Source organism: Tsuneonella sp. HG249 (genome assembly GCF_053819205.1).
The window spans coordinates 2,026,987-2,041,008 of the sequence record NZ_JBSOQY010000001.1 but is presented as its reverse complement, the minus strand read 5'-3'; the positions used below and the strand labels follow the sequence as shown (position 1 = coordinate 2,041,008).

At 63.9% G+C, this 14,022-nt stretch carries 13 protein-coding genes; 8 read left to right on the top strand and 5 right to left on the bottom strand.

From position 1 onward, the window contains the following. Positions 1-7 precede the first annotated feature (7 nt). Both ACWPM1_RS10240 and ACWPM1_RS10235 read right to left on the bottom strand, forming a co-directional pair. The gene (locus tag ACWPM1_RS10240) at positions 8-1,579 is read right to left on the bottom strand and encodes an MDR family MFS transporter (RefSeq protein WP_455694731.1); all 1,572 of its coding nucleotides are present in this window, start codon (positions 1,577-1,579) and stop codon (positions 8-10) included. Continuing rightward, positions 1,576-2,703 (bottom strand): HlyD family secretion protein, encoded by a 1,128-nt coding sequence (locus tag ACWPM1_RS10235; RefSeq protein ID WP_455694730.1) that lies wholly within the window; start codon positions 2,701-2,703, stop codon positions 1,576-1,578. The genes ACWPM1_RS10240 and ACWPM1_RS10235 overlap by 4 nt, the downstream gene beginning before the upstream one ends. A gap of 124 nt (positions 2,704-2,827) precedes the next feature. Here ACWPM1_RS10235 and ACWPM1_RS10230 point away from each other — a divergent pair, with 124 nt between their 5' ends. Then, positions 2,828-3,319, top strand: coding sequence for a MarR family winged helix-turn-helix transcriptional regulator (locus ACWPM1_RS10230; protein ID WP_455694729.1), 492 nt, complete (start codon positions 2,828-2,830; stop codon positions 3,317-3,319). 30 nt (positions 3,320-3,349) lie between these two features. After that, on the top strand, positions 3,350-4,912 hold the full coding sequence (locus ACWPM1_RS10225) for an ABC1 kinase family protein (RefSeq protein ID WP_455694728.1): 1,563 nt from the start codon (positions 3,350-3,352) through the stop codon (positions 4,910-4,912). A gap of 959 nt (positions 4,913-5,871) precedes the next feature. Here ACWPM1_RS10225 and ACWPM1_RS10220 read toward each other — a convergent pair. The 3 genes from ACWPM1_RS10220 to ACWPM1_RS10210 are packed head-to-tail and all read right to left on the bottom strand — an operon-like array spanning position 5,872 to position 7,974. After that, positions 5,872-6,270: a PaaI family thioesterase gene (locus ACWPM1_RS10220; RefSeq protein WP_455694727.1), complete on the bottom strand. Its 399-nt coding sequence runs from the start codon at positions 6,268-6,270 to the stop codon at positions 5,872-5,874. Between the two features lie 52 nt (positions 6,271-6,322). After that, entirely contained in the window at positions 6,323-6,649 is a 327-nt protein-coding gene (locus tag ACWPM1_RS10215) for a 2Fe-2S iron-sulfur cluster-binding protein (protein WP_455694726.1), read from the bottom strand. Between the two features lie 23 nt (positions 6,650-6,672). After that, positions 6,673-7,974, bottom strand: coding sequence for a cytochrome P450 (locus ACWPM1_RS10210; RefSeq protein ID WP_455694725.1), 1,302 nt, complete (start codon positions 7,972-7,974; stop codon positions 6,673-6,675). A 131-nt stretch (positions 7,975-8,105) separates the two neighbouring features. On the opposite strand from ACWPM1_RS10210, the gene ACWPM1_RS10205 reads away from it, so the two are divergent. Genes ACWPM1_RS10205 through ACWPM1_RS10180 form a run of 6 tightly spaced genes read left to right on the top strand, consistent with a single transcriptional unit; the run spans position 8,106 to position 14,017 of the window. Further along, the gene (locus tag ACWPM1_RS10205; protein WP_455694724.1) at positions 8,106-8,891 is read left to right on the top strand and encodes a FadR/GntR family transcriptional regulator; all 786 of its coding nucleotides are present in this window, start codon (positions 8,106-8,108) and stop codon (positions 8,889-8,891) included. A gap of 13 nt (positions 8,892-8,904) precedes the next feature. Then, a complete protein-coding gene (locus ACWPM1_RS10200) occupies positions 8,905-10,044 on the top strand; it encodes an NAD(P)H-dependent flavin oxidoreductase (RefSeq protein ID WP_455694723.1) in 1,140 nt (379 codons plus the stop codon). Positions 10,045-10,054: 10 nt separating this feature from the next. Beyond that, positions 10,055-11,230, top strand: a complete 1,176-nt coding sequence (locus tag ACWPM1_RS10195; protein ID WP_455694722.1) for a thiolase C-terminal domain-containing protein — start codon at positions 10,055-10,057, stop codon at positions 11,228-11,230. Then, complete coding sequence (locus tag ACWPM1_RS10190) at positions 11,227-11,703, top strand: Zn-ribbon domain-containing OB-fold protein (protein WP_455694721.1); 477 nt, start codon at positions 11,227-11,229, stop codon at positions 11,701-11,703. The genes ACWPM1_RS10195 and ACWPM1_RS10190 overlap by 4 nt, the downstream gene beginning before the upstream one ends. Beyond that, entirely contained in the window at positions 11,700-12,923 is a 1,224-nt protein-coding gene (locus tag ACWPM1_RS10185; protein ID WP_455694720.1) for an acyl-CoA dehydrogenase family protein, read from the top strand. Before ACWPM1_RS10190 ends, ACWPM1_RS10185 begins: the two co-directional genes overlap by 4 nt. Continuing rightward, positions 12,923-14,017 (top strand): acyl-CoA dehydrogenase family protein, encoded by a 1,095-nt coding sequence (locus tag ACWPM1_RS10180; RefSeq protein ID WP_455694719.1) that lies wholly within the window; start codon positions 12,923-12,925, stop codon positions 14,015-14,017. The genes ACWPM1_RS10185 and ACWPM1_RS10180 overlap by 1 nt, the downstream gene beginning before the upstream one ends. Positions 14,018-14,022 lie beyond the last annotated feature (5 nt).

Sequence of the window (14,022 nt, the reverse complement as noted above, 5' to 3'; positions counted from 1 at the left end):
GGGGGGCTCAGTGCATCGAAAGGGAAGCGTTCTTGGGAAGCGGCCGCAGGAAAACGATCAGCGGCACTGTGGCCAGAGTCAGGATGCCCATCACCCAAAAGACGTCGTTGTAAGTCATGATGAACGCCTCGCGCTGGATGGTGCCGCCGAGCACCTTCATGGCCTCCTCCATACTGCCGAAGGTGCGCGCCAATCCGTCGACGTAAGATTGCAGCGAAGTGCTGTTCGCATTGAGGGTTTCTTCCATGCGCCGGCTATGGTGCCAGATCCGTTGGTCCTGGAACGAAGCCAGCCCCGCCAGCGCGAAAGAACCGCCGAGGTTTCGGGCGGCGTTGAAAATGCCCGAGGCGTCTCCGGCATCGTCCTTCGCCACCGACGCGACCGTTGCCTGGTTCAGGAACATCATCGACAGGATCATGCCCACGCCGCGCAGAAGCTGACTTTCGGTAAAAACTGCACCCCCGGATTCCGCTGTGAGACTGGTACTTACGAAGCAGCTTACCGCCATCAGCAGCATGCCGGCGCCCACGGCGATGCGGATGTCGATCCGGCGGATCATGAATGGCAGGACGGGCATGAGAAGGAATGCGGGGACACCCATCCAGAATATGACGAGCCCGGTTTGAAGGGCGTTGTAGTCCGAGATAACGGCAAGAAATTGGGGAATAACGTAAGTCGACCCATACATGACCATGCCCAGCGCCAGGGCCATCACCGCCACGCTTCCGAACTGGCGATTGAGCAGGAGCTGCAGCTTCAGCACCGGTTTGCGGGCGTGCAGCTGCCCGTAGATCAGCGAGGCGAAGCCAATCACGGTCACTAGTGTGAGCCAGCGAATCAGCGAGGAGTCGAACCACTCCTCGCGGTGCCCTTCTTCCAGAACAACGGTCAGCCCGCCCAGACCCAGGATCAAGCCGAAAATCCCTGCCCAATCCGCGTCGGTAAGATGTTCCCATTTCGGTCGCTCGTAGGGCAGGCCTACAAAAAGCAGTAGCAACAGTAGCCCGCAAACCGGGATGTTGACGAAAAATGCATAGTGCCAGCTCAAATTCTCGGTCAGCCAACCGCCGATCAGCGGCCCCATGACCGGACCAAGGATCACCGTCATCCCGAACAGCGCCATCCCGATCGGCTGCTGGTGAGGCGGCAGCCTTTTCGCCACGATGGTCATCGCCGTCGGAATAAGCACACCGCCCATAAATCCTTGGCCGGTGCGACCGATGATCATCGTTGTGAGGTCGCTCGCAACTCCGCAAAGTATTGAAAAGCCGGTGAATGCGCTGACCGCGATGATAAGCAGAGACCGCAGACCGAACAGGCGTTCGAGCCAGGCGCTGAGCGGAATTACCACAATTTCCGCAACAAGAAATGCCGTAGCGATCCAGGTACCCTCAGTCCCGGTCGCGCCGATTTCGCCTTGGATTACGGGAAGGGCGGAATTGACGATCGATATGTCGAGCGTGGCCAGCATCGCCCCGAGCGCCCCAGCCGCTACTGCAGCCCACGCGGTGACATCGGCATTCTGCCGGCTCGCGACGGGAACGGCAGAAGCGGTGTCTGCTGCCAGCGTTTCCGTCATTGTTGGGCGCTCGAGACCTTTTTGAGTTCATCGGCAGCTTTTCGGGTGTCGACGGTGGCGACAACCGACATTCCGGGAATGAGTAGACGGCGCAGCTCGGGCGAAGCCTCGATCGCGATCCGGACGGTGATGCGTTGGACAACCTTCGTGAAATTGCCCGTCGCATTTTCGGGGGGAAGAATGGAGAATTCCGCTCCCGTTCCCGGCGAAATGCTGTCCACACGTCCCTTGATTTCAACGTCAGGAAGAGCATCGACTTCGAGGATGACCGGCTGGCCCGGCCGTACGAGACCGACCTGCGTCTCCTTGAAATTCGCCGTGACGTAGAGATCGTGCAACGGAACGACGGTCATCAGACGCTGGCCGGGCTGAGCGAATTGTCCAGTCCTAACCGTCAGATCGCCCACCCGGCCTGCTTTGCTGGCGCGTAGCAAAGTCGAGGCAACAGTAAGGTTGGCGGCTTCAAGCTGCGCGCGCGCCGCTTCCGCCTGCGCCTCGGTCTGGTCGATCTGTTCGAACAATGTCAAACGGCGAGCGATAGCAGCCCCGACCGCAGCCTGCGCATTGGCCAATTCAGCGCGCGCCTGCCGCGCCTGGGTCACGAACTGATCGAGCTTTTCGCGCGGCTCCGCGCCCGAAGCGGCCAGTGGCCGATACCGCGCTACCTGTTCGTTGGCGAGAGAGACCCCAGCGCTCGCGGCGGCGAGCTGTGCTTGCGCCTGGCGAATGGCGGCGTCTTGTTCGGTGACCTGCGACCGGATCGTATCCGCGCCGGCGAGCGTTGCAGCGATCTGGGCCCGTGCCTGCTGTGCTTGCGTACGGTAGTCCCGTAGATCCAATTGGACGAGTGCCTGGCCGCGAGCAACCTGATCGTTCTCCGAAACGAACACCTCGTTGACGTATCCCGCGACCTTCGATGAGACGACCACGCTATCGGCCGCGACATACGCATTGTCGGTCGACTGCATGTAGCGCCCGAAGGTTACGTGCCGGTAATACCACCAGCCGCCGGCGAGCATGGCGGCCAGGCCAACCGCGATGAGCACCACGCGTAACGTGCGACGCGATCGCGAAGTCGGAACCGGCGTGTTCTCCTGCTCCAACTGATTGGAGTTATCGCTCATCTGAATCTTCTGGCGCTTTCGCTGTGAGGGGGAATGAGCCGCCCATAAGCGAGTTCTGCAATATAGTAAAATGGTTTAGCAATTTGGAGGTGGGATCGGCGGAGCGATTTGGCTAGGCAATGGTATGGACGTAATCCCCGAGCCGGTGACACGGTCACGAAGCCGCCCGAAAGTCATCACCGATGATGACCGGATTCTCTATCTGCTGAGCGAGATAAGTAGAGGCGCGCGCAGGGTTTACGATACACGCGTGGCCAAGATCGGGCTCAATCAGACGCAATGGAGGATCATCGGACAACTCCTTCGCGATCCTACGATAACGCAGGCCGAAATTGCCAAGGCGCTTGAGCTTGAATCGGCCACCATCGGTCAGGCGGTCGCCGCACTGTGTGCTCGGGGATTGATGGAAAGGCGGCGAGCCGAAACCGATCGAAGGGCGTGGCAGCTCCTTCTGACCGAGCAGCTCGATACGTTGCTCCCTGAACTGAGGGGTTCGGCGGATCGGCTTCATAACGTGCTTTGGCGCAATATCGCCGTCGAGGAAAAGCGTGCGTTTCATCAGACTCTTTCGAAGATCTCAATAAACCTCGATCGCTACCAGACCGAAGCGGAATAGAACAAAATGCCTTTCTCGGCGGAAAAGCCCATGGGCAACATCGCCCGCGTCGCAGAAATCGGGCAGATCCTCGTCAGGCACGGCGCGAAAAATCTCGCCGGGGCGCTCGGGGTCATTCCATATCCCGATGGCTCCATTGATCGAGGCGAGTTTCGTCCCGCAGCAGTCGTTGCTTTCCTGCGCGATATCGGACCGGTAGGAATCAAGCTGGGCCAGCTCCTCGCGACGCGCAGCGACCTGTTCTCCGAACAGTGGATTGCGGCATTCGCCACCCTGCACGATCAAGTCGTACCAGTCCCTTTCGAAGAGATCGAGGCTACATTGATTTCGAGCTGGTCAGAGGACTGGCGCCGCGATTTTGCCCGTTTCGATGAAGCGCCGCTGGCTTCGGCTTCTATCGCGCAAACCTACTCGGCCTCCCTTCTGGATGGCACCGAGGTGATCGTAAAGGTTCGGCGTCCCGGTGCTGCCTCACGGATGGAAGCCGATGTACGTCTCCTAACGCGCTTCGCCGTCATCGCCGAGGCTAGGTCGCCCGATATCGCACGCTATCGCCCGGCTGAGTTCATGCGTACATTCGGCCGCAATCTTGCATGGGAGATGGACCTCGCTGCCGAAGCCCGAGCCTGTGAGCGGATCGGCGGCTATCTCGACACCATCGGCATCAAGACCCCGGCGATCCACTGGGAGTTCACAGGGCTGCGGATCAACGTCCAGGAACGTCTGGACGGGAGACCGGCGTCCACACTCGGCGTGGCGCGGGGAGATCCGAGTGTCGCAGCCTTTGCAAAACGCTACGCGGATGCGGTTCTACGCATGATCATTCTTAACGGCGAATTCCACGGAGATCCGCATCCTGGCAATGTGTTCCTAATCGGCAAGCAGGATGTCGGCTTCATCGACTTCGGGTCGGTCGGGACGATCACCAAGGCCAGGCGCGATGAGATCGTCCGCCTTGTCTTGGCGATCGCTGGCGATGAACCGGGTGATGTCGCCAATGTCCTGCTCGCCTGGGCGGGCGAGCCCACGGTCGATCACGATGCACTCACGCAGGATCTGGATCAGTTGATCGGAGAGTTCAGGGGAACGGTGCTTTCGGGAATCGAATTCTCGCAGATTTTCTCCCGCGTGTTCGATCTGTTGCGGGAGTATCAGTTGGTCCTCCCACCTGACCTGGCGATCCTTCTCCGGGCGCTGCTGACGGCAGAGGGTTTTGTCCGTTCCTTGGCGCCCTACTACAACATCGCCGCGGAAACCCGCCCCATCATGGCGGAGCTTCTCGCGGAACAATTCTCTCTCGGCAGCGCGCGCTCGGGTTTGAGGAAAATCCGCGGCCAACTCCTCGGTTTGTCGGCATCCCTGCCGGACTTGCTCGCCAACGTGAGCTCGATCGCAAAATCCGGCTATCTGCCTGTCAGGCTGGATCCGGCCAGTCTCGAAAAGCTTGCGGGTAAAAGCCATGGTGGGCAGCCGATCCGTGGTCCAGTGGCGGCTGCATTGATTGTGGCCGCCGCGCTGCTCGTGGAACAGTCCTGGTTGCTCGCGGGTATTTCGCTGGCGCTTGCCGCGGTGGTGCTCTTCCGGAGATGGTAACGAGCTGGTAGGTCAAATCATGAGGGTACCAGTAGATTAATCTAGACCCCCGCAGGCGAGTGCGGGACCCGCGGACCTAAACTGTCTCGGGCGCCGGCCTCTCAAAGCATTTGGCGCACTGGCGTCTGGAGCTCGCTTTTGTCGCCCGCGCATCGGAATCACCTGGGTTAAGCCGCAGCTCAATCTCGCTGGGATTGATGCGGGACAAGCTTAGCTTCAACCGACGCAGGGCAGCGCTAAAGCACTTTACCAATCCTTCCCGAGGAGCTAGTGTCCGGTCTCGAGGAAGGAGCACTTTGGTCTATCCTTTCCTCTCCTTCGACTCCGGGGCGGCTCGCAGAGCTGCCCCGCCCTTTTTTGTCGAATGCTTTCTACGGCCTTTTGGTGGCGCGGTGTTGGGAGCCGGCTGGCGAGTCGGGTTAAAGCGGAAGGTCGTCACCGATAATCACCGCATGCTTGATCTGATGAACGAAATGGATTGAGGGGTCCGCACGTTCTGATCGTAAGGGTCGCCAAGGTCAGTCTCAATCAGAGCAATCCAGGCTCATCGAAGGACTCCTTCTCGATCCCTCGCCGACCCAGGCGAAGATGAAAACGGCACTGGAGCTATAATCGGTCCACCATTGATCAGGCGGGCGCCGGCCTCTACGCGGAATGCGCTGATCGAAAGGCTGAGAGCCTGGACGGATCGAAGGGCGGGGCAGTTCATCCTGACTCCAGCGCCATCGACGATGGCCCTCGATCTTAAGCTCCAAAGCGGTGGAGCGGAGCGATTGCGAGCTTCGCGATATCGTTTGGCATGCCGACGTTAGCCTGCGCCTGGCTCGGCTAACTCAGTTTGCGAAGTGGAACGCGCATACGTCCATATTAGAACGAGGTCAGCTCCCGAACGCGTCTCAGATCTCACCGGATGTCTCTAGGTGAAGCGTTGGAGTCCCTTCCGCCTCTTCTTTGCGAACTCAGCCCTTCATTGCATAGGCGCCGCGACCGCTAGCAAGGAGCCTGCCGGTCTCCCCGCTAACGCGCACCTCGGCGACGCTCAGGCGCTTTCCAATCCGCACAATAGTCCCACGCGCGGTCAGCGACTCCCTGCTGGCCGGCCGATGATAATCGACGTGGATGTCGGCGGTGGAGGTGCAGACGTGACCTGCGGCGAGTACCGTATAGAAGCCGGTCAGATCAATCAGAGCAGCGAGCACACCGCCATGCATGGCCGACAGAGCGGGGTTAGAAATCATCTCTTCCCGCCAGGGCATCGCGATCGTGATCCCGTCGGGGCCGCTCTCGCGCAAGCTCACCCCCAGCCACTGGTGAAATGGTGCTACATGGAGCGCCTGTTCGAGCAACTCAGGCGTCATGCTCTGCCGATGGGGGCGACAAGCCCCATGCGCAGCGCGGTGCCTGCCGCCATCAGTACTGCTGCGCGGGCACGTGCAGAACAAGGCCGTCCAGGTCAGCCTCGAGCGAGATCTGGCAGGCGAGCCGGCTGGTTTCGGTTGCGCCCTCGGCAAATTGCAGCAGTTCCGATTCCATGCTGCCCCCCGCGAGCCACCCGACGCGGTCGATCCAGGCCGAATCGACGTGGACGTGGCACGTGGCGCACGCACATACCCCGCCGCAGTCCCCGTCGATCCCCGGCACATCGTTGAACAGCGCCGCATCGCGGGCCGAGGAGCCGGCCTCGATATCGACCGGGTAGGTTCGTCCGTCTGGACCGACGAAGGTGAGCTTGACCACGGTTCTCGTCTTTCTCGTAAAGATCAGTGGGCGTGGAGCCGTACCGGAAGGCGGGTTATTCCGCGCACGAGGTTGGACAGCAGGCGCTCGGGTTCGCCGACCACCTCTACAAAACGGAAGCGCTTCTGGATCTCCTGCCAGATGATCACCAGCTGAAGTTCGGCCAGCCGGTTGCCCATGCAGCGATGGATGCCATAGCCGAACGACAAGTGATGCCGCGGGTTGGGCCGGTCGATGACGAGTTCCTCGGCGCGGTCGATGACCGTCTCGTCGCGGTTCCCTGACAGATACCACATGACGACCTTGTCACCCTTGCTGATACGCTTGCCGCCGATCTCGGTATCTTCGAGCGCGGTGCGCCGCATGTGGGCAAGCGGCGTCTGCCAGCGGATGATCTCCGGCACCATGCTCGCAATCAGCGAGGGGTCCTCGCGCAGCTTGCGGTACTGGTCGGGATAGCGGTTGAGTGCGAGCACGCCGCCGCTGATCGAATTGCGTGTGGTGTCGTTGCCGCCGACAATGAGCAGCAAGAGGTTGCCGAGGAATTCGAGGAACGGCATGTCACGCGTTGCCGGTGAGTTGGCCATCATCGAGATGAGGTCGTTGCCACCCGGTTTGTCGATCCGCTGCTCCCACAATCCCTTGAAGTACATCGCGCACCCGATCAATTCCTCGCGGCGCTGCTCGTAGGATTCGACGATTCCGGAGCCCGGGATCGCGGTGGTCACATCGGACCACCGGGTCAGCTTCGCGCGCTCTTCCCACGGAAAGTCGAACAGCGTCGCCAGCGTCATCGTCGTCAATTCGACCGAGACGCTCTGCACCCAGTCGATGTCCTCGCCGACGGGGAGGGAATCGAGGATTTCCGCTGCGCGCTCGCGGATGACAGGTTCGAGCAGGAGCAGGTTCGACGGCGCCACCGCCGGGGTGACCGCCTTGCGCTGCGCATCGTGCTTGGGCGGGTCCATCGCGATGAACATCTCGAGTTCGAGATTGCTCTGGTCGCGGTGCATGTCCTCGATAGCTATGCCACCGAGCTTGGCCTCGGACGAGAATACCTTATGATTGGTGTCCACCGCCATGATGTCGTCGAACCTGGTGACCGACCAGTAGGGCCCGTAGGCGCTTTCGGCGCAGTAATGGACCGGATCCTCGCGCCTCAACCGTTCGAAGAACAGCCCGATCGTGTCCTTCTGGAACAGGCTCGGGCGGGAGACGTCGATCTCCGCCAGCGGGATGTCGGCCACCTTCTCAGCAATCCCCACTTCGGGCGCGAGACTTTCGTTCGCCAACGTCGCCATGACCGCCTCCTGATACTTCCCCACGAGTGCACCTTTTAGTGCAGCGTGAAGCGCTAGGTCAATAAAGATGATAAGGTTTAGAAGCGAAGAAGGCATCGCTGCTCCTGATCGAGCGGGGGCTGGACGGGTAGATCGCCAACTCTTATAAGGTTTGGATGGCAGATGCACTGATTCAAGGGACACAAGGGCCGCCCAACGAGCGCGCGGGCGCTTCCAAAGCAAAGCGCGCGCTCGTGCTCGCACGCGAGATCGTCGAGGACATCGAAGCGAACGCGCACGGCCCCGGCGATCGGCTGCCGCGCGAAGAGGACATGCTTGCCCGTTACGAGGTCGCCCGAGCTACCCTGCGCGAGGCGTTGCGATTCCTCGAACTTCAGGGGGTGATCCATCTCCAGCCGGGCCGCGGCGGGGGGCCCGTGGTGGCACGGCCCCAGACCGCGGACTTCGCGAGTTCGATGGCTCTGATCCTGCAGTTCATGGACACCGATTTGCGCTCGCTCCTTGACCTGCGCGAGGCAGTCGCCCCAGCGGTTGCTCAGCGAGCGGCCGAGAATGCCACTGCGGCCGACCTCGCGGCGCTGGAAGATTGCTTGGCCCAGCTCGAGCGCGAGCACGACGCGCCTGAATTCGAAGAGACCAACCGGCGTTTTCACGACCTGCTCGGGTGGGCCAGCGGTAATCCGGCCTTCGGGCTGCTAGTCTCGGCGCTTCACCTGCTGACGCGCAACATGTCGACAAGCCTCGGGTATTCGGCGCAGGAGCGCGCCGCGCAGCTACGCTGCCTCGGCCGCGTGCTTCATGCCGTCCGGATGCGCGATGCGGCAGGCGCGCGCGCCCAGATGGAAAGGCTGACCGCTGGATCGACCCGATACCTGACGGAGCGAAGTCCGGGAATCGTCGCGCAAAAAGTTCGTTGGGAAAACGCAAGCCGCCAGGCTTGAGGAAAGGAACAGCATGGCTCTGCACAGCCGAATCTGCGATCTGCTGAAGATCGAGTACCCAATCGCCTTGGCCGGAATGGGCGGCGCGAGCGTGCCGGCGCTGGCCGCGGCGGTCTCGAATGCGGGGGGCTTGGGCGTGCTGGGAGCAGCGGCCTGCACGCCCGAGCGGTTGCGAGACTGGATCCGCGAAACTCGCGAGCTCACCGACAAGCCGTTCGGTGTAGATACCTTGCTCCCAGCTTCGGTGCGCCGGGGCCCGGCTCCTCAGGCCGGCGGGGCACCGGTCGACCCCGCAGCCTTGCTGGAGGAATATCAGCAGTTCGCGCGGGAATTCATGGAGCGCGAAGGGCTTCCTCCGGTCGAACGCGCCGCTGCGATGCGCGCCGCGGGCGAAGCCGCGACCCAGGGCGGGCCGGCGCTGTTCTCCAAGGAATTTTTCGAGGCGCAGATGGAAGTGGTGATCGAGGAAAAGGTGCCGGTCTACGCCGCGGGCTTGGGCAACCCCGGGCCGTGGATGGACCGCCTCCACGCCAACGGCACGATCGTCATGGCGGTAGTCGGCAAGGTCAAGCACGCGCAGCAGGTGGTGGCATCGGGAGTCGATGTGATCGTCGCGCAGGGTCACGACGGGGGCGGCCACAACTCGCCGATCGGCACGATATCGCTGATCCCGCAGGTGGTCGACGCCGTCGGCGATCGTGTGCCGGTGCTGGGCGCCGGCGGCATTTCCGACGGGCGCGGGGTGGCCGCCGCGCTGATGCTCGGGGCCGAAGGCGCGTGGGTCGGCACCGCGTTCCTCGCGACCGACGAGGCGGGCATCGAGGACTTCCAGAAGCAGGCGATCGCGCAAGGGGGCGACGCCGACACCGTCGTCAGCCGCTCGATCACCGGCAAGCCCGCGCGGATGATCCGCAACAAGTGGGCCGACGCGTGGGTCTCGGCGGGCAAGGAGCCGTTGCCGATGCCCTACCAGTCGATGGTTTCCGGGCCGGTGATGGCGGCGGGGATAGCCGCGAAGCGCCAGGACATCATGCCCGGCTTCGCGGGGCAGGGGATCGGGTTGATCCACTCGGTGCGTCCGGCAGCCGAGGTGATGCGCGACCTGGTCGCAGGGGCCCAACGCGCGCTGGCCGCCGCCGAACGGTTCTGCTGACCGGCCGCGCATGAGCAGCTTTTCGGACAAGGCGGCGATAACCGGAGTCGGCGAAACGGACTTCGTGAAGGGCACCGATCGCACCGCGGTCGACATGATGCTCGAAGCCTCGCGCCGGGCGATCGCAGATGCCGGGCTCGAACCGTCGGACATCGACGGTATCGTCCCGCCTCCGATCTATACCTCCTCCGAAGAGCTGGCGGCCAACCTTGGGATCGACGTCCTGCGCTACGCCGCCACCGTCCACATGGGCGGGGCAAGCCCGACGACCGCGTTGCAGAACGCCGCGATGGCGATTGCTGCGGGGCTGTGCGACCACGTCCTCGTTACACTCGGCTGGAACGGGTTCTCGGCCCTGCGTCCCAAGCCGGGCGCCCCGCGCACCCGGCCGATGAACATGAACACCCTGACCAACACCATCCAGGGCTATTACATTCCCTACGGGGTGTTCCTGCCGGTGCAGATGTACGCCTGGCTGGCGATGCGCCACGCCAAGCTCCACGGGGTCGGCGCCGAAGCGATGGGCGCGGTGGCGCTCGCGTGTCGCAAGCACGCGCAGCTCAATCCCAAGGCGTTCACGCACGGCCGCACCCTGGACTGGGAGACATATTCGAACGCCCGCTGGATCTCCGAACCGTTCCGGCTCTATGATTGCTGTCTCGAGACCGACGGCGCCTGCGCGGTGGTGGTCTCGCGGGTCGACCGCGCGCCGGACATGCCGCACGTGCCGGTAACCATCGCCGGCGCGGCAGAGGGGCACCCCTATCCGGCCGACGACATCCCCTCGCGCCCCGACCCGTTCAAGATCGGGCTGTCCTATGCCGCGCCCAAGGCCTTCGAGATGGCCGGGGTGAAGCGCGAGGACATGGACTTTCTCCAGATCTACGACTGCTTCACCTACGTCGTGCTGCTGCAACTCGAGGCGATGGGCTATTGCGAACCGGGCGGTCAGCTCGACTTCGTGCGCGACGGCCAGATCGAGCTTGGCGGGCGCTATCCGCTCAACACGCACGGCGGCCTACTGAGCGAAGCGCACGTCTGGGGCCTCAACCATGTGGTGGAGGCGGTGCGGCAGCTGCGCCACGACTGCGGCGAGCGCCAGGTCGAAAACGCGCAGACGGGACTGGTGACCGGCTGGGGCGATCTCGGCGACGGCAGCATCGCCATCTTGCGGAGGTTCGCATGAGCGACGAGGCCGACCTTCCGCCCAAGCAGCGCATCGATCCGCAAGCCCTCCCGCCCAAGCCGCGACCGCGGCCGCAGGACCCGGTCGAGCAGGAATTCTGGGAGCGCTGCCAGAGCGGCCGGCTTCATTTCCAGCGCTGCTCCGCCTGCCACGCATGGCGGCATCTTCCGCGATATATGTGCGCCCGCTGCGGTTCGCCCGATTTCACCTGGCAGCCTAGCAGCGGCAAGGGCACGCTGTTCTCCTGGACGGTCACCCATCAAGCGCTGCACCCTGCATTCGCCGCCGATGTTCCTTACGTCGCGGCCGTGGTCGAGCTTGAGGAAGGGGTGCGCATGGCCACGCGGCTTGTCGGCTGCGATCCGGGCGACGTTACGCTCGACATGCCGGTCGAACTGGCCTTCGAACCGTTGGGGGATGATTTCCGGCTGCCGGTGTTTCGACCGACCGCCGGGGAAGGCGAGCGGGTATGAACCTTGAATACGGGCCGGAATACGACCGCTTCCGCGCCGAGGTGCGCACGTTCATCGAGCGCCATCGCCCTCTTGCGCCCAAGGCAGGCGGGCGCGCGGCGCGCCCGTCGCCGGAAGCGGTCGCCTGGCAGACGCTCTTGCTCGAGCACGGCTACACAGCGCGTACGATCCCGCGCGAGTACGGCGGCTACGGCGCCGAGCCGGACATCCTCAAGTCGCGCATTATCGCGGAAGAGTTCGCCCGCGCCGGAGTGCCCGGCGGCCTCGCCAACCAGGGCATATCGATGCTGGTGCCGACGCTGCTCGAGCTGGGCACCGAGGAGCAGAAGCGCCGCTGGATCGCGCCGACGCTGCGCGGCGAGATCGTCTGGTGCCAAGGCTATTCGGAGCCAGGCGCGGGCTCCGACCTGGCTTCCCTCACCACCAGCGCGCGTGAGGAGAACGGCGAGTTTGTCGTCAACGGGCAGAAGATCTGGACCAGTACCGCCCGGCAGGCCGACATGATCTTCTGTCTGGTGCGCACCGAGCCCGAGGCGCCCAAGCACGCCGGCATCTCCTATCTGATCTTCCCGATGGACACCCCGGGGATCGAGGTCCGCCCGCTCAAGACGATGACGGGGCACGCCGAGTTCAACGAGACGTTCTTCACCGATGTGCGTGTGCCCATCGACCAGATCGTCGGTCGGCGCGGGCAGGGCTGGTTCGTCGCTAATGCGACGCTGGGTCACGAGCGCGGGATGCTGGGCGATCCCGACGCGCTCGAGAACCGGCTACTGGCCCTGATCAAGCTGATGCAGGAGGAGCGGGTCGGCAGCGAACGCGCCCTCGACAATCCCGTGCTCCGCGACCGTTTGGTGGCGTTGCAGGCCGAAGTCGCGGCGATGAAGTACAACGGGATGCGCGTGCTGTCGAATCAGCTCAAAGGCGAGCCCGGCGGCATGGCCAAGCTGATCGTCAAGCTGCAGAGCTGCGAACTGGCGCACCAGATTTCGGCGCTGGCGATCGACGCCATGGGCGAGATGGGCATCCTCTACGACGGCAGCCCGCGCGAGCGTGAGGGCGGCGCGTGGCAGTGGAACTACATGTTCCAGCTCGGGCTGATCATCGGCGGGGGCACGGCGCAGATCCAGAAGAACATCATTGCCGAGCGCGGGCTCAACATGCCGCGCGAGCCTCGGCTCGAGCCGTCGGCGGCCACCAGCCGGAAGGAAGTCGCCTGATGGATTTCGGTCTTTCTTCCGAACAGCAGATGCTCAAGGACGCGGTCCGCCGCTGCCTGGCGGAAAATTGCCCGCTCGATCACGTGCGCGCCTGCGCCGACGCGGGAACCGCGGTCAGCGAACCGGCAGCCGCCGCGCTCCACGCGATAGGGCTGAGCGGGCTGATGGTGCCCGAGGCGCACGGGGGACTGGGGATGACGCTGCTGGACGCGGCGGTAGTGGCCGAAGAGCTCGGCCGCGCCGTGGCTCCCGTCCCGTTCCTCGCCCGCAGCGCGCTCGCGCCGCTGGCGCTGATCCTCGCCGGCTCGGAAGCGCAGCAGGCGAAATGGCTACCGCGGATCGCCGCCGGCGAGGCCCGGTTCGGCGTTGCAATTTCAGGCATTGTCGAGACGCGCGACGGCTCGGGCGTCCTTGCGGGCGATGACGGGATGTCGGGCACCGCGCTGTTCGCGCTCGACTTCGAGGGCGCGGACCATTTCGTCGTCGCCGACGACGCGTGGCGGCTCCACCTGGTTGCCGCCGATGGCGACGGCGTCGAGCAGGTTGCTCTCAAGACCATCGACGTGACCCGCAGTGCCGGCGAATTGCGATTGAACTCAGTTCGAGGCGAGCCGCTGGCCGATGACGGCGGCGCTGCCGGGCGGCGCCTGCGCGACGCGGGCCGGGCGCTGCTTGCCGCCGACAGCCTCGGGGCGGCCGAGGTGATGATCGAGAAGGCGGTCGCCTATGCGGGAGAGCGGGAGCAATTCGGCCGCGTGATCGGCAGCTTCCAGGCGGTCAAGCACATGTGCGCCGAGATGGCCGCGCGGCACGAGCCTTGTCGCGCGCTCGTGTGGTATGCCGCGCACGCCTTCGACGCCGTTCGCGATGAGGCGGCCCTGACTGCTTGCCACGCGAAGTCGCACACCGGCGAGGTGCACCGCTTCGTCGCCCGCACTGCGACCGAAGTTCACGGCGGGATGGGGTTCACCGATTTGCTCGGGCTGCATTACTGGTTCAAGCGCGTCGGTTTCGACCGCCAGGTGCTCGGTGGGCCGGAAAAGGTCAGGGCCGAAGCGGCGCAACTCCAGGGGTGGGGTGTCGCGGCAGCGTGATGGGT